This window comes from Corallococcus exiguus (assembly GCF_009909105.1).
Taxonomy (GTDB): Bacteria; Myxococcota; Myxococcia; order Myxococcales; family Myxococcaceae; genus Corallococcus; species Corallococcus exiguus.
In genome coordinates this window covers 535,782-553,375 of record NZ_JAAAPK010000001.1, presented here as the reverse complement: position 1 = coordinate 553,375, position 17,594 = coordinate 535,782, and the positions used below count along the sequence as shown (strand labels likewise).

General features: G+C 69.6%; 17 protein-coding genes. 12 read left to right on the top strand and 5 right to left on the bottom strand.

Features of this window, described 5'->3' with window-relative positions; genetic code table 11:
- The first annotated feature begins 63 nt into the window (after window positions 1–63).
- Window positions 64–1,767, top strand: coding sequence for an amidohydrolase (locus tag GTZ93_RS02260; RefSeq protein WP_390624847.1), 1,704 nt, complete (start codon window positions 64–66; stop codon window positions 1,765–1,767).
- Here GTZ93_RS02260 and GTZ93_RS02255 read toward each other — a convergent pair whose 3' ends face one another.
- The gene (locus GTZ93_RS02255) at window positions 1,768–3,792 is read right to left on the bottom strand and encodes a DUF4139 domain-containing protein (protein WP_139918797.1); all 2,025 of its coding nucleotides are present in this window, start codon (window positions 3,790–3,792) and stop codon (window positions 1,768–1,770) included.
- A 124-nt stretch (window positions 3,793–3,916) separates the two neighbouring features.
- Between GTZ93_RS02255 and sitA6 the strand changes: the two genes are divergently transcribed.
- The 4 genes from sitA6 to GTZ93_RS02235 all read left to right on the top strand — a co-directional run bounded on the left by sitA6 (window position 3,917) and on the right by GTZ93_RS02235 (window position 7,920).
- Window positions 3,917–4,618 (top strand): SitA6 family polymorphic toxin lipoprotein, encoded by a 702-nt coding sequence (gene sitA6 / locus GTZ93_RS02250; protein ID WP_139918799.1) that lies wholly within the window; start codon window positions 3,917–3,919, stop codon window positions 4,616–4,618.
- 3 nt (window positions 4,619–4,621) lie between these two features.
- Complete coding sequence (sitI6, locus tag GTZ93_RS02245) at window positions 4,622–5,338, top strand: SitI6 family double-CXXCG motif immunity protein (RefSeq protein ID WP_139918801.1); 717 nt, start codon at window positions 4,622–4,624, stop codon at window positions 5,336–5,338.
- Window positions 5,339–5,410: 72 nt separating this feature from the next.
- Complete coding sequence (locus GTZ93_RS02240) at window positions 5,411–6,616, top strand: DUF6068 family protein (RefSeq protein WP_139918803.1); 1,206 nt, start codon at window positions 5,411–5,413, stop codon at window positions 6,614–6,616.
- A gap of 62 nt (window positions 6,617–6,678) precedes the next feature.
- Window positions 6,679–7,920 (top strand): DUF6068 family protein, encoded by a 1,242-nt coding sequence (locus tag GTZ93_RS02235; RefSeq protein WP_161662622.1) that lies wholly within the window; start codon window positions 6,679–6,681, stop codon window positions 7,918–7,920.
- A gap of 6 nt (window positions 7,921–7,926) precedes the next feature.
- Here the strand turns inward: GTZ93_RS02235 and GTZ93_RS02230 are convergent, their stop codons facing one another.
- Window positions 7,927–9,759, bottom strand: coding sequence for a patatin-like phospholipase family protein (locus GTZ93_RS02230; protein WP_139918805.1), 1,833 nt, complete (start codon window positions 9,757–9,759; stop codon window positions 7,927–7,929).
- 172 nt (window positions 9,760–9,931) lie between these two features.
- Here GTZ93_RS02230 and GTZ93_RS02225 point away from each other — a divergent pair, with 172 nt between their 5' ends.
- Both GTZ93_RS02225 and GTZ93_RS02220 read left to right on the top strand, forming a co-directional pair.
- A complete protein-coding gene (locus GTZ93_RS02225; RefSeq protein WP_139918806.1) occupies window positions 9,932–10,828 on the top strand; it encodes a bestrophin family protein in 897 nt (298 codons plus the stop codon).
- Window positions 10,809–12,197, top strand: coding sequence for a rhodanese-like domain-containing protein (locus GTZ93_RS02220; RefSeq protein ID WP_139918808.1), 1,389 nt, complete (start codon window positions 10,809–10,811; stop codon window positions 12,195–12,197). The genes GTZ93_RS02225 and GTZ93_RS02220 overlap by 20 nt, the downstream gene beginning before the upstream one ends.
- A gap of 25 nt (window positions 12,198–12,222) precedes the next feature.
- Here GTZ93_RS02220 and GTZ93_RS02215 read toward each other — a convergent pair whose 3' ends face one another.
- Both GTZ93_RS02215 and GTZ93_RS02210 read right to left on the bottom strand, forming a co-directional pair.
- Window positions 12,223–12,666 carry an organic hydroperoxide resistance protein gene (locus tag GTZ93_RS02215; RefSeq protein ID WP_139918810.1) on the bottom strand — a complete coding sequence of 148 codons (444 nt, stop codon included), beginning with the start codon at window positions 12,664–12,666 and terminating at the stop codon, window positions 12,223–12,225.
- A 44-nt stretch (window positions 12,667–12,710) separates the two neighbouring features.
- The gene (locus GTZ93_RS02210) at window positions 12,711–13,154 is read right to left on the bottom strand and encodes a MarR family winged helix-turn-helix transcriptional regulator (RefSeq protein ID WP_139918812.1); all 444 of its coding nucleotides are present in this window, start codon (window positions 13,152–13,154) and stop codon (window positions 12,711–12,713) included.
- A 148-nt stretch (window positions 13,155–13,302) separates the two neighbouring features.
- Between GTZ93_RS02210 and GTZ93_RS02205 the strand changes: the two genes are divergently transcribed.
- The 5 genes from GTZ93_RS02205 to GTZ93_RS02185 all read left to right on the top strand — a co-directional run bounded on the left by GTZ93_RS02205 (window position 13,303) and on the right by GTZ93_RS02185 (window position 16,636).
- The gene (locus tag GTZ93_RS02205; protein ID WP_139918814.1) at window positions 13,303–14,085 is read left to right on the top strand and encodes a HipA family kinase; all 783 of its coding nucleotides are present in this window, start codon (window positions 13,303–13,305) and stop codon (window positions 14,083–14,085) included.
- A complete protein-coding gene (locus tag GTZ93_RS02200; protein WP_139918816.1) occupies window positions 14,063–14,461 on the top strand; it encodes a DUF3037 domain-containing protein in 399 nt (132 codons plus the stop codon). The genes GTZ93_RS02205 and GTZ93_RS02200 overlap by 23 nt, the downstream gene beginning before the upstream one ends.
- Window positions 14,462–14,479: 18 nt before the next feature.
- Window positions 14,480–15,040, top strand: a complete 561-nt coding sequence (locus tag GTZ93_RS02195) for a hypothetical protein (RefSeq protein WP_139918818.1) — start codon at window positions 14,480–14,482, stop codon at window positions 15,038–15,040.
- Window positions 15,041–15,190: 150 nt separating this feature from the next.
- Window positions 15,191–16,162: an endonuclease/exonuclease/phosphatase family protein gene (locus tag GTZ93_RS02190; RefSeq protein WP_139918820.1), complete on the top strand. Its 972-nt coding sequence runs from the start codon at window positions 15,191–15,193 to the stop codon at window positions 16,160–16,162.
- A gap of 81 nt (window positions 16,163–16,243) precedes the next feature.
- The gene (locus GTZ93_RS02185; protein WP_139918822.1) at window positions 16,244–16,636 is read left to right on the top strand and encodes a DUF488 domain-containing protein; all 393 of its coding nucleotides are present in this window, start codon (window positions 16,244–16,246) and stop codon (window positions 16,634–16,636) included.
- On the opposite strand, the gene GTZ93_RS02180 is transcribed toward GTZ93_RS02185, so the two are convergent.
- Complete coding sequence (locus GTZ93_RS02180) at window positions 16,633–17,496, bottom strand: J domain-containing protein (protein WP_139918823.1); 864 nt, start codon at window positions 17,494–17,496, stop codon at window positions 16,633–16,635. The genes GTZ93_RS02185 and GTZ93_RS02180 overlap by 4 nt on opposite strands.
- Between the last annotated feature and the right edge of the window lie 98 nt (window positions 17,497–17,594).

Sequence of the window (17,594 nt, the reverse complement as noted above, 5' to 3'; positions counted from 1 at the left end):
GCCGCGCGCGATGTCCCGGGACTTTCCTGCCCGGGCGAACGAACGGTCATGGCGGGTGCGCGGATGATGCGAGGACGTCTCGGTTGGATGCTGGGGGCGCTGGTCCTGTGTGCGGGCGCGGGTTGCTCGCGGCGCGTGCCGGAGGGAACGCCCGCGGAGCAGGCGGTCGCGGACGCGCCCACGGTGTACGTGGCCAAACGCATCCGCACGCTGGATGCCGCGAAGCCGGAGGCCCAGGCGCTCGCCGTGCGGGACGGCAAGGTGCTGGCCGTGGGCACGCGTGAGGAGGTGCTCGCCGCGGCGGGCGCCACCGCGCGCGTGGTGGAGCTGGGTGACGCGACGGTGGTCCCGGGCCTCACCGATTCGCACGGGCACCTGGCGGGGCTGGGCCAGGCGCTCGCGGGCGTGCGGCTGGAGGGCACCGCGTCGCTGGCGGAGGTGCGCCAGCGGCTGGAGAAGGCCCCGGCCACCGCGTACCAGGGCGACTGGCTGGTGGGGCAGGGCTGGGACCAGAACGACTGGGACACGCCGCGCTTCCCCACCCTCGCGGACATGGGCGAGCACCTGAAGGACACGCCCGTGGTGCTGTGGCGCATCGACGGGCACGCGCTGTGGCTCAACGGCGCGGCGCTCAAGCGCGCGAACATCACCCGTGACACGAAGGACCCCGAGGGCGGCACCATCCAGCGGTTGCCGGGGGGCGACCCCAGCGGCGTGCTCATCGACAACGCCATGGACCTGGCGCTGAAGGCGCTGCCCCCGCCCACGAAGGAGCAGCACGAGGCACGCATGAAGGCCGCGCTGGAGCACTGCGCGCGCGTGGGCCTCACCGGCGTGCACGACGCGGGCATGGACCTGCGCACGTTCCGCCTGTTCCAGGCCTGGGACAAGGCGGGCACCCTGCCCCTGCGCGTCTACGCCATGGCGGATGGCCAGACGGATGACCGCGTGCAGTACCTGAAGGACGGCCCCTTCCAGGGCAGGCTCCTGACGATGCGCGCGGTGAAGCTCACCCTGGACGGCGCGCTGGGCAGCCGGGGCGCGGCGCTGGGCGCGGCCTACAGCGACGAGCCCGGCCACCGCGGACTGCTGCTGCTGTCCCCGGAGGAGTACGCCTTCCGCGTGCACGCCTTCGTGGGCCGGGGCTTCCAGGTGGCGACGCATGCGATTGGCGACCGCGCCAACACGCTGCTCCTGGACACGCTGTCGCGGGAGCTTTCGGCCACGGGGACCAAGGCCGCGCGTCCGCGCGTGGAGCACGCGCAGATCATGACGGCCGAGGACATCACCCGGCTGGGCGCGAACGGCTTCGTGGCGAGCGTGCAGCCCACGCACGCCACCAGCGACATGCCCTGGGCGGAGAAGCGCGTGGGCTTGGAGCGCATCCAGAACGCCTACGCGTGGCAGAAGCTGAAGGCCGCGGGCGCCGTGCTGGCGCTGGGCAGCGACTTCCCGGTGGAGCGGCCGGACGTGCTCGCGGGGCTGTACGCGGCGCGCACGCGGCAGGACGCCAGCGGCCAGCCCCCGGGCGGGTGGCACCCGGACCAGCGCCTGAGCGGTGAAGAGGCGCTGGAGGGCTTCACGGTGGGCGCGGCCTACGCGTCCTTCGCGGAAGCACAGCGTGGCCGGCTGATGCCGGGCATGGACGCGGACTTCGTGGCGCTGTCGGTGGACCCCGTGGACGCGCCCCCGGCGGACCTGCTCACCGGGCAGGTCCGGCTGACGGTGGTCGCGGGCCGCGAGGTGTTCCGCGCGGACGCGAAGTAGCTACAGGTCCGCCTCGTAGGAGAGCGACTCGATGCGCTGGTTCGTCTCCGCCTGCAGGCGGGTGCGCTCCAGCTCGAGTCGCTCCAGCTCCCGGCCGATGCTCTCCAGCCGGTCCTCCTGCGCGTTGAGCTTGGTGACGAAGCGCTCCACCAGCTCGCGCTGGGACGCGCCGCTCTTGAGCGAGTCGATGTTGGAGCGGATCCGCTCCTGGTCCTTGAAGAGCTGGGTGCGCTCCTCGTTGAGGCGCTGGATGTCGCGGGCGACGTTCGACTGCTTCTCGCGCATGGCCACCACGTCGCGCAGGGCCTGGGCGACGCGCGGGTCGATGTAGCGTGAGTCGAGGAAGAACGTCACCTCCTCCAGCCCCAGGTTGCCGAGGTAGTACTGGCGGTGGCCCCGGGTGCGCTCGGTGATGACGAGCGTGTCGGAGGTGCCCGGGGCCAGCTCGCGCTTGAAGCGCCAGAAGCCGTCCGTGGTCTCCGCAGGGGTGGCCGTGTCCTTCAACTCCCAGCCGGTGCGCGGGTGCTCCACGAAGAGCACCTGGGGGCGCTTCGCCTTGTTGCGCGCGAGGACCTTCGTGCGGCGCTGGTGGAAGAACTCCACCACCAGGGTGCCCCGGTTGAGCCGCGCTCGGAACACCGGGCCATCCTCCTGGTCCTCCTCCACGGACATGATGCAGGACAGCTCCACGGCGTAGGGGACGAAGCGCACGTCGTCGGGCTTGAGCGTGTCGAGCATCGCCTCGCCCACGTAGGTCTCGTCCTCGGTGATGGTGACGGGGCCGCCCTCCAGCGTGAGGCCGGTGGTGTTCTTGAACTCGATGCAGGACATCGGGTTCTTCTCACGCGTGGAGCGGTTGTAGAGCAGCACGCGGCGGCCCTCGAAGGGTCGGTGCACGATGGGGACGAGCGCGCTCTGGTTGCGGTGCACGGTGACGGGGCGGTCCACGCCGTATTCGAAGAGGTCGCCCACCTCCTTGGTGAGCGTCGTCACCGCGGTGCTCTGCTCCAGCGCCTCGCGCATGCCGCCGCGTCCGCTGCCGCCAATCATCGGGCCGCCCTTGGCGCGCATCCTGCGGGGGGCCGGCGGGGGCGCGGCCATGGCGGGCATGACGGTGGACGCCATGTCCGCGGAGCCGAAGGAGCCGTCGTCCGCGGACTCCATCATGGGCTCGGCGGGGGCGCTCTCGTAGGCCTCCTCGGGGATGACGGGCGCGACGCCGGTCTCCGAGCGCACCTCCACGACGGGGCGGCGCAGGTAGCGGGGGTTGTAGAGGTCGTGGACGAAGGACACGGGCAGGCCGGCGATGAGGGACAGCTCCACGTCCACCCAGTCCTCGTCACCGGTGTTGTCCACCATGGCCCAACCCTGGAGGAGGGGCGGTTGTCCTTCATCCAGGAGGATGCGGTAGCTGGTCTTCCACACGGGGGACTCCAGCACGTAGCTGACGAACAGCTCGCGCGAGCCCTCTCCGGCGGTGAGGATGGACAGCCGCTTGGAGTCCTTCTTGTACGAGGACATGACGGTGGCCAGGTAGAACTCCAGGTCCTTGCGCACGGCCTCGTCGAGGAACTCCAGCTCGCCCAGCTCCAGCACGTCGAAGGTGCGCAGCGACGCGCCGACGAGCAGCGTGAGGAAGGGGCGCACGACGCTGGCCTCCCCCTGGACGACGGGCAGCGACTCCAGACCGACGATGGCGCCTTCCACCTGCGCGCCGCCGACGCGGGCACGGACGCGGGCGCCCTTCACCTGACCGAGCAGCGCGGTGAGGCTGCCGTGTTCAGGGATGCGGATGGTGGCTTCGGAGAGGAGCTGCTCCAGGGGCTTGGTGGAGTCGTAGCTCACGGCGGACACGGAGCCACCGTTCAGGTCCAGCACGGTCATGGACTTGAGCACGTCGTTCATGTCGCGCGCCTTGAAGTCCAGGTGCGCGGTCTCGCTGCCGGTCACCTTCCCCCGGCGCTCGAAGTAGCCGACGCCGTGCTTGTAGAGGACGACACGGCGGATGGACAGGGGCGAAGGCATGCGCGGGGCTCCATGTGCGATGTGACCGAGGGCCATGGTCTAGCAGTGCCGGGGGACACGGTTCCACTCCGGGTGGGGGTGGTGCCCCTGGCATGCTTCACGAAGCGTCATTTCCGGGAGATGCATGCGCGGACTGTGCTGGCTGCTCGTAGGGCTGCTCTGGAGCTGTGCGTCGACGTCATCTGCTCCGGCGTTCTCGCCGGAGGCCTTGTGGGCGGAGGCGGAGACTGGAAGTGAATGCGCGGATGGGGACGAGGACCAGTGCCTCGCGCCCTGGTGCGTGGATGGAGCCTGCGCGCTGTTCCGGTGCGAGGACCTGGAGCCGGGTCGCGTGGTGCGCACGCGGAGCGCACTCGCGCCGCCGGTGTTCGTGGCGCCGGGCAGTGGGCCACAGCGGACGTGGGGCAGTGCGCAGGGCCTTCCGGGCGATGCGATGCCCGTCATGGTGTTCCGCTGGTATCCGCGCGAAAAGCTGCCCAGCGAGGTGAAGCGCCAGAAGGCGCTGGAGGAATGGGCGAAGCGGCCCAAGGAGCGGCACCACATCTTCCCGCAGGCGTTCAAAGCGCATTTCAATTCCAAGCTGATCGACATCCACCAGTACGTCATCGCCATTGATGCGGACCTGCACAAGCGCATCCATCGTGGAGCAGGCGGCGGTCCCTGGAACCAGGACTGGCAAACCTTCATTGACGACCAGGGACGAAGAGGGAACCGTGAGCAGCACTTCGACTACGCCTCCCTGATGATTCAGAAGTACGGTCTCTTTGGTTTGACCATGACCTATTGGCAGCAGGTGGACCTCGCGCCCATCCCGGTAGGGGACTGACAGATGCGCTACTTCGAAGTGTCCACACCGAGGGACCTGGACTCCTTCCATTGGAGTGGGTCCTACCGCGCCGAGCGCCAATGGTACCTGCCAAGCGTCCTCTGCCAGCGCTGTGAGACCTGGGGAGTCATGACGGCGTACCCGTCAGTGGACCTGTCCACCTTGCCCGAAAAAGACGAACTGAAGAGCGTCTGGCCGCAGCCGCTCGAGGAGTATGTGCGGCGCAAGGCCCTGGTCCTTCCCTTCGTTCCCCCGGAGATTCAGCTTGAGCCGGGCTGCCAATTCGGTCCCCTCGTGGGCAGGGCGATGGGCCGGTTCGGACCCGTCACCGCGATGCCTTCGTGGCAGGTCCTCGTGCGTGAGGACACGCTCGCAGCGATTCAAGAGGCAGGGCTGAATGGCATCATCCCGGTCCGGGCGGAGCTGCGAAACCGCCGCACGAAGGAGCTGCCGCAATACGAACTGGAAGCACGTCCCCTGGTGAAGCTGCATCCTGCGTGCATCCAGGACCGCGACCGGGTGCCCACCTGCGGTTACTGCGGGAGCCACGGCTTCTACCTCCCACCGGAGCGCTGGTTGCTGGGCGAATCCATTCCCGCAGGCCTCGACCTCTTCGGCGTGGAGGACACCACCCGCATCGTCGTCTCCGAGCGCTTCGTCGACACCGTGAACCGGCTGGGCCCCAGTGACGTGGTCTACCGGGAGATCTCCGTGGAGTAGCGCCATTGCGGTCAAGACCCTGGCGCCGGAAGCCGGTCCGTGCGTCAATGGCAGACAGGGGGCGTCCGCCAGATGCAACGACAGTCTTTCCGTCAGGGATTCATCGCGGTGGCCGGTGTGGCCCTGGTCCTGCTCGTGGGCTGCGGGACGTCCAGGCCACGGGGCTTCAGTACCGTGACGGAGGTTCCTCCAGGGAGCACCTCGGACCAAACGCCCACGTCCTGGCAGGACGCGCGCGTGGGCGACCGCGTGGAGTACGCCTTCTACGCCCAGGGCGATTCCAGCCGGGGGAGCAGCGCTTCAGCGGGCCAGCTCTTCGTGGAAGTTGTCGCCGTGAGGCCACCCTGGGTCTGGCTCTCCATCCGGGTCACGCGAAATGACGGACAGCCCCATCCGCATCCGTTCCTGAGCCACGACTACGTATTGCCCGTGCGGATGGGACAGGCCCCGGCGCATCCGCCCCCAGGCATTGAGGGAAGCGTTCCCGTTCGCATCCGGGCCTTCGCCGCCGGTCATCATTGGCTGGCACAGCGAACATCCCGTGACGAATCCATGGGGGACGGCCCTACACAACATCGAATCTACGCGGAGCCTCCGGGGCCGCTCTATCTCACGCGAGGGCTCCTCGAAGTCTCCTTCTCCGCTGGCTTCTTCATGATGAGCCACCACCGCCTCGCGCTCGTGTCATTCCGGCGGGGCGCAGGCACCTCTGGAGGGACCCCTCCAGGCATGGACCAGCCCTGGGGACCGGGTACCTGGTACGAGACACAGGAGCGCGCCAGTTGGGGTGACTTCAGGAAGAGTGTCTGTCTTGGCGCGGAGCAGGGCTACCTGCTGCGCAAGGTTTGGGAAAAACCGCGGGACGAAGTCCAGTGTGAGGACTTCCAGGGCGCGGAGGTCCTTCCGTTGGAGGATGCGTTGCTCCACCTCGTCAACAACTCCGTCTACATTCCCACTTGGCCCCCTCGCGACTACGGGGCCCCTCTTCCCAGGTTGGTGCGGGTCCACCTGGGGCAGGAGTCCGTGGTGGCGTACCTCGACGAAGACCAAGCGCATCCCTGGGAGGATGCCTCCTGGAGACGGTCCCGGAGCTACTCCATCGACCTGTGGAGTCCCGTGCTCCGGGGGCTCCCCATGGAGGTGCGCTTCGACCGGCTCTCGGAAGGGGTGTACCGACAGTCCGAAGAAGGAGCGCGCGAATACCGTTCCGACAGCCGGCTCCTCCGCTGGGGCACGTGGCTGGAGTCTTCCTCCGAGCTGTCTACCAGCGCACGTTGACGCCACTCATGCGGACACCGTCCACACGGCTCCACTCGGGGCTCCGTGTATCTAGCGACCACATGCGACGCCCCCTCTTCCGCGCTCCCTTCCTGCTGTGCTCCGCGCTCCTGCTGACCACGGGCTGCGAGAGCATGAAGCCTCGTGCCGTCTCCCCCTCCGACGGCACCACCGCCACCGCCACCGAGCAGCCCGACGCCTCCGCTCCGACCGAGGCCTCCGTACTGGACGCCGGAGTTCCCAACACGGACGCCACGCCCTCACCGTGGCAGCGCGCCCGCGTGGGCGACCGCGTGGAATACGCCTTCTCTGCCCACCGGGGCCGCCCTGGCGCGGACACCGGCGTGGGCGTGGCCGGCCATGTCACGCTGGAAGTCGTCTCCGTCCAGGCGCCTTGGGCGTGGCTTACCGTCACCTTCACGGATGATCAGGGCAGGCCCCTGGCCCACCCGCGCCTCTCCCAGCCTCGCGTGCTGCCCATGCGCACGGAGGAGACGCAGCCCTGGAAGGAAGAGCACCGCGGCCAGCGCTCCGCCGAACAGACCACCGCCGCCGGACGCACCTGGGAGGCCCGCCGCTTCCTGGACGACCGCCGCCCCAGCGACGGCCCCCTCCACAACCGCCTCTATGCCAATGAGCCCGGCCCGCTGTACCTCACCCATGGCCTGCTCGACGCCAGCACCACGCTCTCCGGCTTCGGCGCCAGCGGCAGCCAGCAGCTCACGCTCGTGTCCTTCCGCCAGGGCTCCGACGCCGCGGGCAACGTGCCCGTGCTCGACCGGCCCTGGGGCCCGGGCACTTGGTACGACGTGCGCCAGGACCTCTCCGGCACGCCCTCCGTGCGCCGCGTCTGCCTGGGCGCCGAGCGCGGCTTCGTCCTTCGCAAGGAGCTGACCGGCCCCACCGGCGACGCCCCGTGCGCCGACTTCCGCGACGCCGAGCCCCAGCCCCTGGAAGAGGCCCTGCTCGCCGCCGTCAGCGAAGCCGTCAGCCAGCCGCAGCAGTGGCCTCCCGTCGCCGCCGGCACCGCGCCGCCGCGCCGCGAGACCTTCACCGTCGCTCAGCACCCCATCCCCGCCTTCGTCCTCGAAGCGCCCGCGGGCGAAGGCGCCGAGCGCCGCGTGCAGGTCACCACCTACGCCGCCGACCCCTGGGGCGCCGCGCTCAACGGACTCGCGGACGAGGCCCGCTTCATCCCGCTCGCGGATTCCGTCTACCGCACCGCGCCCAAGGGCAAGCGCGTGCCCGAGGACGGCACCGAGCTCGCCGGCTGGGGCAAGTGGGTCATCGACGGCGGCAGGTAGCGCGCGTCAGTCACACGTGCGGCGCTCCGGCTTGTCCGCGCGGCACTGCGCCACGGACGGGAGCGCCTCGCGCGCCTCGTCCGCCACCTCCACCAGCTGGCGCGCGCACTCCTTCGCCGCCAGCGAACCCTGGATGTCGAACAGGGACAGCACCTCCGTGCAGCGCTTCTGCATGGACTCCACGCCCGCCACGAAGAGCGGCTGCATCACCTCTGGCGTGAACGAGTAGCCGCTCGCCGTCGCCAACCCCGACTCGGGCTTGAACATCCACGTGCTGCGCCAGCTGCTCGCCACCTGGTCGAAGCGCGCCGAGCCCATCCACACCGCCTGCCCCGCCCCCGGCCCCACCATCTGAGGCTGGAAGCCCGTGCCCTTGCGGCGGCAGAAGTCCTCCGTCGCGCCTCGCAGCGTGCAGACGTTGTACTCGCCCAGCCGGCGCGTCACCGCGAGCAACTCCGCCTGCTGCACCTCCGCCACGCGCGGCTGCGCCACGAACAAATCGATGGTGCGCATCAGCACGCTCATCGCGTTCTTCGGATCCATCGCTGGTGACGGGTTCATCCCTCCCGTCGAAATCACCAGCACGCGCTCCGCCCCACGCTCCACCGCCTGGAGCAGCGGAAGCCCGGAGCGCACCCCGCCGTCGTAGTACGTCCCCGTGCGGTCACCCGCCGCCGACGGCAGCTTGCCCGCCGGGTTCGACAGCACCGGCTCCGCGATGGACGCCACGATGGCGTGAATCATCCCGCCCTTGCGCAGATGGTCCGACGCGCCCGGCTTGAAGTCCGCCGGGTCCTGGTCGCTCACGCTGAACACGTCGCCCGTCTGGAAATCCACCGACACCGACACCAGCTCCGTGCCGTTGTGCAACATCGCCGGCTGGATGAATTGATCCAGCTTCGTATAGATGCCGTCGAACTTCACCAGGCCCCGCGTGTCCTCCGCCAGGTTCCACAGCCACGTGGAGTTCACGCAGTACAGGTCCGACTCCACCGTGCACGTGTAGTTGCCCAGCAAGAGCCGCCGCGCGTTCGCCTCCTGGCCCGGCGTGTGGAACAGGTCCACCAGCGTGCTGATGAGCGCGCCCGTGCTCGTCCCCGCCGCCAGGTCGATTCGCGCGTCTCCGCACCCCTCCGGCGCGGGCTTGCCCCGGCACTGCTCCAGGATGCCCAACAGCCGCCACATGGCCCCCGCGCTGAACGCCCCGTTGGCCCCGCCGCCGCTCAGCACCACCGCGTTGCTGGGCCGCTGCAGGTCGCGCCGCCACGAGCGCGCCCGCACGTACGCCGCCGCGGACGCCGCGCCCCGCTGGATGCCCTGCGCGAGCACCTCGCGCGTCAGCGGCACCTCCAGCGACTGCTGCAACGCCGCGAGCGACGGACCAATGCCCATCGCGTTCGCGAGGAAGCGCTCCGCGTCCACCTCCTCCGCCGCCGCTGCCGCCACGGGGAGGGCCTGCGCGGGCATCGGCACGCCCCACGCCGACGCCTTCACGGTCCGGTCGACGTAGCCCGTGCGCGCGTCGTTCTCATAGCAGGACGCCGAGTCGTTGCCCGCGTGCTGGACCAGGCACGCCGACATGTCCAGCACGGCCTCCGGAGACGCGCCCAGCGCCTCCATCCACGCGCCCGCGCGCGCCGGGTCCACATAGGAGTCCGTCAGCTGTGCGCGCGTCAGCCCCGCCACGCGCTCCACCGCCGGCACCCGGACCGGCACGTCCTTCGGATTCGACGAGTCCGGGGTGTTGAGCGTGTCCAGCAGGACGTCCGTGCGCAGGAAGCTGCAACCGCTCGCCGAGGCGGCGAGGAACATCAGCAGGGGCGTGAGATGACGGCGCATGGAAGACGCCTCCTTGACGAGGGAGTGGACCGACCGTCTTCCTCCTTAGCTGAAGCCCCCGACGCCCGGCCATCACCCGAAACGTCCTGCATCCGCAATCTCTCAAAGCACTGCTCACGACGCGTCGCGGTGCGGTTAGCATGCGCCTCCCGTTCCGGAGGGTATCCCCTACATGGTTGAGTATGACCCGCATCGCTGGTGGAGCTACTTCCACTACCTGCGCGGTTCGATGGTGAAGGAGATCGTCGGCCGAGTGTTGATGTGCGTTGTCTGGGCCGCGGCCGTGGTGCTCTTCCACCAGCGGGTGCGCAACGTGGGCGTGCCCCCGACGGTGCACACGCTGGCGGGCATCTCGCTGAGCCTCCTGCTCGTGTTCCGAACCAACGCTTCCTATGACCGCTTCTGGGAGGGCCGGAAGCTCTGGGGCGGCATCGTCAACGAGACGCGCAACCTGATCCGTGCGTCGGAGCCCTTCATCGGCCACACGGAGCTGTTCGCCACGCTGGTGCGCTGGACGGCCGCGTTCCCCTTCGCCACCGCCGGGTGGCTGCGCGGCCAGCAGCGGCACCTGGGTCCCCACACGGGCCCCCTGCCCTCCGGGGAGGTGGCGGAGGTGCTCAAGGCCCAGCACGTGCCCCTCAACGTGGCCCGCCGGATGACCGCCGTGCTGGACGAGGGCCGCCGCCAGGGGCTCTATCCCGAGTACGTCCAGATGCAGCTGGACCAGAACGTCCACCAGCTCATCGACTACCTGGGGGGTTGTGAGCGCATCCACCGCACGCCCATGCCCTTCGCGTACATGGTGCACGTGCGCCGCGCGCTCATCCTCTACTGCTTCACCCTGCCCTTCGCGCTGGTGGACACCTTTGGCTGGGTGACAGTCCTGGCCACGTTCCTCGTCGCGTATGTCTTCTTTGGTATCGAAGAGATTGGCGTCGAGATTGAGGACCCCTTCGGCACGGACGACAACGACCTGCCGCTCGATACCATCTGCCAGAGCATCCAGAACAACCTGCTGGCGCTCCTGCCAACCTCCACCTCGAGCGCCCATGCCGACTCCGCCACCTGAGCCCGCGAGCTCCGTCCTCTTCCAGCGCAAATGGAAGGCGGAGCTGCGCGCCAGCGGCGCGATGACGCCTCGGGTGCCAGTGCAGTTCGTCGCCGAGCAGGGCCGGGCCATCCGCGTCATCGACATCCGTGAGAAGGAAGACCTCACGGGGGTGATGGGTCACATCCCGGGCTCTCTCTGGGTGCCGCTGGAGCGCATCGCGGAAGTGCACCCGCAGCTGGGTCCGGACGTGCCCGTGGTGCTCGTGTCCCACAGCGGCCGGCGCGCGGGCCTGGCGGCGCAGTACCTGCACGCGCTGGGCATGCAGTACGTGGCCGCGCTGGCCGGCGGCATGATTGCCTGGCGCACGGCGGGCTACTCCACCAGCCGGCGCGCGGCCATCTTCGAGCGCGGCCTCACCACGCCCACCTTCGCGGCGGAGGAGGGCCCCGCCACGGGCCCGCTGAAGAAGGAGCACATCGAGCGGCACGTGGGCGACCCCAGCCAGGTGCGCTGGGCGCGGCTGTCCGCGCTGCTGATGACGGGGCGCCGCTCCTGCGTGGACGGCCGCGACGAGCAGGGCGTCATCGGCACGCCGGGTGGCGACGCGGGCGAGTTCCTGCTGGCGCTGGCCGCCGTGGAGAACGTCACCGGCGCCCGGTTCGATGACGCGACGGTGGAGGAGCTCCTCTTCCAGGAGCTGGAGGTGTTCGGCCGCTTCTACATGCACACGGACATGCTCGCGTGGGGGAAGCTGGTGACGGCGCTCGCGGCGGATAAGCGCCTGTCCAACCACCGCCTGCCGGCCAGGGAAGACGAGGCGGGCTGGCATGCGTTCGTGGACCACCCGCCCGTGGACGCGCGCCCCGTGGTGATGGAGCAGCTGCTGGAGCCCGCGCACATGGGCTGCGGCCACCTGAAGCTGATGCTCACGCGGCCCCAGGACTACGGCGTGCGGCCGGACCTGGTGCGCTCGTTCCTGTGCGCGTTCCACGACCTGCGCTGGCAGGGCGTTCCGGAGCTGGAGTTCGTCACGCTCTCCGGCGAGCACGATGAAGCGGCGGTGTTGACGGTGTTCGTGGAGGAGGAACTCTGGGACATGGCGCCCATCCCGCTGGTGTCTCCGTCCGTGGGGCCCAAGCAGGTGTTCGTCGCGCACCCGCAGGTGGCGGCGAAGCACCGCGACCACTACGTGGAGTTCTTCCAGCGCCTGCCCAAGTGGGTGAAGGTGGAGCCGCACCAGGTGGAGCCGCTGCGCACGGAGATGAACGCCCTCGCCGCCACGCAGCTGGGCCACACGCTCAAGAGCCTGGCCAAGGGGCTGCCCATCTTCGAGGCGCGCTTCGACGGCGCGGAGACGGTGCGCGTCGTGGAGGCAGGCAAGGTCTAGCCCTGCCTCCGCCAGCCGTGAAGGACTACTCCGCGACGGAGACCTTCACCTCGATGTTGCCGCGCGTGGCGTTGGAGTACGGGCACACCTGGTGGGCCGCCTCCATCAGCTTCTGCGCCTCCTCGCGGGGGACGCCCGGGAGGATGCCCGTGAGCTCCACCGCCAGGCCGAAGCCGCCGTCCGGCGTCTTGCCGATGGTGACGGTGGCCTTCACGCCGGCCTTCTCATCCAGCTTCTTGCCGGCCTTGCCCGCGACCAGACGCAGCGCGCTCTCGAAGCAGGAGGAGAAGCCCGCGGCGAAGAGCTGCTCGGGGTTGGTGGCCGACTCCTTGCCGGAGCCGCCCAGCTGCTTCGGCATGGCCAGCTCCAGGCCGTCCAGCGGGCTGTTCTCCAAGAGCAGCTTGCCGTTGCGGCCGCCGTGCGTGATGGCGGTGGTGGAGTAGAGCGGCGAGATCTGGACCGGGGCCATGGTGTTGCTCCTTCGTGACGTCGTGGTTGGAAACCGCGTGTGTCTCAAGCGCTGCGTGAGGAAACCTTTTCGAACAGCCGCTGGATGTCCCGGCGCAGCCGCGACAGCTCCTCCAGCGTCAAACCGGTGCGGCAGACGATGGCCTCCGGGATGGATGCGGCCTTGCGGCGCAGGGCCTTTCCCTGCGCGGTCAGCGACACCATCACCGACCGCGCGTCCTCCGTGGAACGCTCGCGGCGCACGAAACCCTGCGTCTCCAGCCGCTTGAGCAGCGGCGTGAGCGTCCCCGAGTCCAGGTACAGCTTCTCCCCCAGCTCCTTCACCGACACCCCGTCCGTCTCCCAGAGCACCAGCATCACCAGGTACTGCGGATAGGTGAGCCCCAGCTTCGCCAGCAGCGGCGTGTAGGCCTGCACCATCGCGCGCGACGCCGCGTAGAGCGGGAAGCACAGCTGCAGGTCCAGCCGGAGGAAGTCATCCGTCGACATGGAGAATATGTAGTGCACAATTTAATTGCACGCAACTGAATCGGCGGTGCGCGGGGAAGGTGGGTGGGGGTGTGGCGTGTTCCCCGGCGGGCAGGGCCGTGGTACAGCCGCCACCCCCGGAGTGCCCGGGAACTGTCGAGGACGAGTGATGCTCAGGACGGTCACCGCCACGCGCTATGTGACGCCCTTGCGCGAAGGGGGCTCGCTGCCCGCCATCGTGGAGGCGAACGACGCGGGGCTCTATGTCGTGAAGTTCCGTGGGGCGGGCCAGGGGGCCAAGGCGCTCATCGCGGAGCTGTTGGCGGGAGAGATTGCTCGCGTGCTGGGCCTGCGCGTTCCGGAGCTGGTGTTCGTGGAGCTGGACGTGTCACTGGGGCGCAACGAGCCGGACAGTGAAATCCGCGAGCTGCTCAAGTCGAGCGCGGGGTTGAACCTGGCGCTGGACTACCTGCCGCGCTCGGTGACGTTCGACCCGCTGGCGGTGCCGGTGCCGGAGGCGCAGGTGGCGTCCGCCATCGTGGCGTTCGACGCGTTCGTGACGAACGTGGACCGCACGCCGAAGAACCCCAACCTCCTGGTGTGGCACCGCAACCTCTGGCTCATCGACCACGGGGCGGCGATGTACTTCCACCACTCGTGGGACGGATGGGAGGAGCGCAGCCAGACGCGCTTCGCGCCCATCAAGGACCACGTGCTGCTGCCGTGGGCGCACGGGCTGGCGGAGGCCGGGGACCTGCTGCGCGAGCGCGTGACGCGGGAGGTGGTGGAGCGCATCGTGGGGTCCATTCCGGAGGCGTGGCTGGGCCAGGAGCCCGCGTTCGCGTCCACGTCGGAGCACCGCGCGGCGTACGTGACGTGGCTGATGCGCAGGCTGGAAGCGGCGCCGGGGTTCATCGAGGAGGCGACGCGTGCCCACGCCCAGCTCGTTTGACTACGCCATCATCCGGCTGGTGCCTCGCGTGGAGCGCGAGGAGTTCATCAACGTGGGTGTCGTCCTCTTCTGTGTGCAGCACCGCTTCCTGGGCGCGCGCGTGGAGCTGGACGTGGCGCGGCTGAAGGCGCTGTCACCGGACGCGGACGTGGAGCTGCTCAGCGGCCACCTGGAGAGCTTCCGCCGCGTGTGCGTGGGCGGGAAGGACGCGGGGCCCATTGGACGGCTGCCGCAGAAGGAGCGCTGGCACTGGCTGGTGGCGCCGCGCAGCACGATGCTCCAGACGGGCCCCGTGCACGCGGGCCTGTGTGACGACCCGGACCGCGCGCTGGAGCACCTGCTGGACACGATGGTGCGGGTGAAGCCCGCAGTCTGACGCCAGGAAGGAACGCGGATGACTGCCGAGGAATACAGGGTCTCCAAGTTCGAGCTTCGGCTCATGGAACTGTCCAATGCCGCGCTGGCAGCGCCGGAGCGGCTGGCGCCGGAACTGGACCCCGGCAGGGCCGTGCTTCGGACCTGGTACTACCCCTCGTTCGATCACTACCGGGTCTGGCTCCTGGAGAAAAAGTACCGAGGACACTTCGAGTACCTCCGACTGCGCCGTGTGGTCTGGAACCACGGCCAGGAGCGGGAAGACCTCGTCAAAGCGGCTGACCCGGAGGCGTTCCTACGAAGCGTCCCCTCCCGCATCCAGGTCACCGACGCGGACGTGGATGGCGAGCGCTGGCACGCCTTCGAGGATGCCGCTGCGAGCGTCGTCATCCCACCGCTGTCATTCCCGCTCCGCGGCCTGTCTATGGATGGCGTGAAGTTCGGCATCGAGCATTCGTTCTTCTCTCACTCGCTCCGGCTGGAATGGCGGTCGAACATCCCCAAGGAATGGAAGCCCCTGACCCGCTGGACACAGCAGGTGCAGGACTTCTTCGACGAGTGCATCGCCCCGGCTCCCTGAGCAGGCAAGCGGGCGGGCACTTTGTCCGCCTGCAAGCACATCGCGGCTGGTGCTGGCGCATCCCATCGTGAAGAGAGCGGGGAGGCCTGGACGTTCGTGCCAGGGCTTCCCATTTTTCAACGCGAGGCATGGGGAGGTAGCGACCGGACCATGGAGCCGTCAGCGCTGCGCATCGTCACGTACAACGTCCGCTACTTCGGCCACATGCTGAGGGGGCTCGCGAGCACCGTGGGGCCCAAGCGCCGGGTGGCGGCCGCATTGGCCACCCTGGACCCGCTGCCGGACATCGTCTGCCTCCAGGAGGTGGAGACCTCCTCGCTGCGCAGCAACATCGTCCACCGGCCCACCCGCCCGGGTGAGACGCAGCTGGAAGCCTTCATGGAACGCGTGGAGGAGACGTTCGCCCTCCAGGGGAGGGAGATGCCCTACGAGGCGTTCTACTTCCGCGCGCACCACTACAAGGTGGGTGAGCTGTCGCTGTACACGACGGGGCTGGCGATGCTCGTCAACACGCGCACGCTCCAGGTGGACCGGCACAACGTGGAGGCGCCGGAGCACATCACGCACCACCACGTGCAGGGCCTCAAGGAACGCAAGCAGAGCCGCATCTGCGCGCACATGCGCGTCTTGCGCCGCGCGGATCAGCGCGCGTTCCACATCTTCAACACGCACCTGAGCCTGCCCACGCCGTTCGCCCGCGAGTTCTGGGCCACGCGCGACAAGATGGGCTGCGGCGTCAACCAGCTCCACGAGGCGAAGAAGCTCACGGGCTTCATCGGGCTGCACGCGAAGGAGGAGCCGTTCGTGGTGTGCGGGGACTTCAACTCGCCGCCGTCGTCGCCGGTGTTCCGCTATCTCACGGGGGATGCGCACCTGACGTGCGCGCAGGCGTCGGTGGGGCAGATCAACCCGACCCTGTCCCGAGCCTTCCCCACCGCGGGCTTCATGCACATGCGCATGCACCTGGACCACCTGTTCTCCGGTGGCGGCGTGAGCTGGCTGGACACGACGGAGACGCGGCCCTTCGGAGACCTGACCAGCCGCTTCCACGGCCTGTCCGACCACGTGCCGCTCATCGCGCGCTTCCGGCTGGATACTCCGGCGCCCGCGCTGGTGACCTGAGAAGCGGGCCGCCGCGTCCCCGCCGGGTACTCCCCGCGCGCGCCTCGCGTGGGCAGCGTGTCCTTTCGGAGGCTCGCGACGATGATTCGACTCCAGCGCGTTTATGACGAGCACGGCTCGGACCCTCGGGCGGGGACCCGCTTCCTGGTGGACCGGCTGTGGCCACGGGGGCGCAAGAAGGCGGACCTCCACCTGGACGGCTGGCTCCGGGAGGTGGCGCCCAGCACGGAGCTGCGGCAGTGGTATGGCCACCACGTGGAGCGCTTTGACGAGTTCCGGTCCCGGTACATCCGCGAACTGGACGCGCACCCCGACGCCTGGGAGCCGCTGCTCGAGGCCGCACGCCACGGCCGCATCACGCTGCTCCACGGTGCCCGTGACACCGAGCACAACAACGCCACGGTGTTGAAGGACTACCTGGAGGCCCGGCTGAAGCGCCCCTCGCGAACGAAGCCGCGCCGCACGGTGCACTAACCCGCGTCGCGCTCCAGCGCCTCCCACGCGTCCAGGATTTCGCGCGTCTTGCGCTCGGCGAGCGCGTGGAACTCCGGCGCCAGGTGGGCCACCTTGTCCGGGTGGTATTGCGCGATGAGCGTGCGGAACGCCTTGCGCGCCTCGTCCCTGGGGGTCCCCCGCTCGATGCCCAGCACCGTCCAGGGGTCCTTCGTCTCGGGCTCGGGCGCTACGGCACGGCTGCCCCGCGGGGGCGTGGGTCCGTCGGCCTGCCACTCGCGAGCCCTGCCCGAACCCGGGCGGGCCCCCGCATTGCCTCGCGAGGACGCGTCACCTCGGGCGCTGGAGCGGCGCCAGGGATCGGCGGGTTCCTCCGGCGCTCCGCTGTCACTCGCGGGGCCGTAGCGCGGCGGAGCCTTGGGCGCGGGCTCCGGGCGGCGGTGGCCGGGGCGCTTCTCCGGGTCGGGCGCGGGGATGCTGTGAGACAGGCGGCTCAGTGCCTCCTGGAGGAACCACAGGTCTTCCGCGGGACTGGCGTGCTTGCGCACCACCGCGCGCGGCTTGCCGTCCTCCAGCAGCACGTAGCCCGTGGATGCCGCGTAGGCGCGCTTCTTGTCCTCCGGGTAGAGCCGGTCGCCCAGGTCCCCCAGCGGATCCCTCCACATGCCTTCCGTGGTGCCTTCGTCCGCCACGACGACCTGCGACAGCACGTGCCCGAACAGGTCCTCCAGCGCCGCGAAGGGCTCGCGCGCCTGCGGCGGACGCGTCATCACCGCGCCGTGGCGCACCCCCGCCACCAGCAGCAGCCCCTGCGCCGCGTCCACGAACGAGAAGAGCTTCTCGCGGACCTGCTTGTCGGAGAAGTAGAGAACGGCCTGCACGGTCCTCCCATCTTAGGCCCTTCGCGCCCCGGCCCCCACCCGTTCCCCTCCCAACCTGTCGGGCCCGGCCCCAGGAATTCCGACAAGACCCGGTTCGA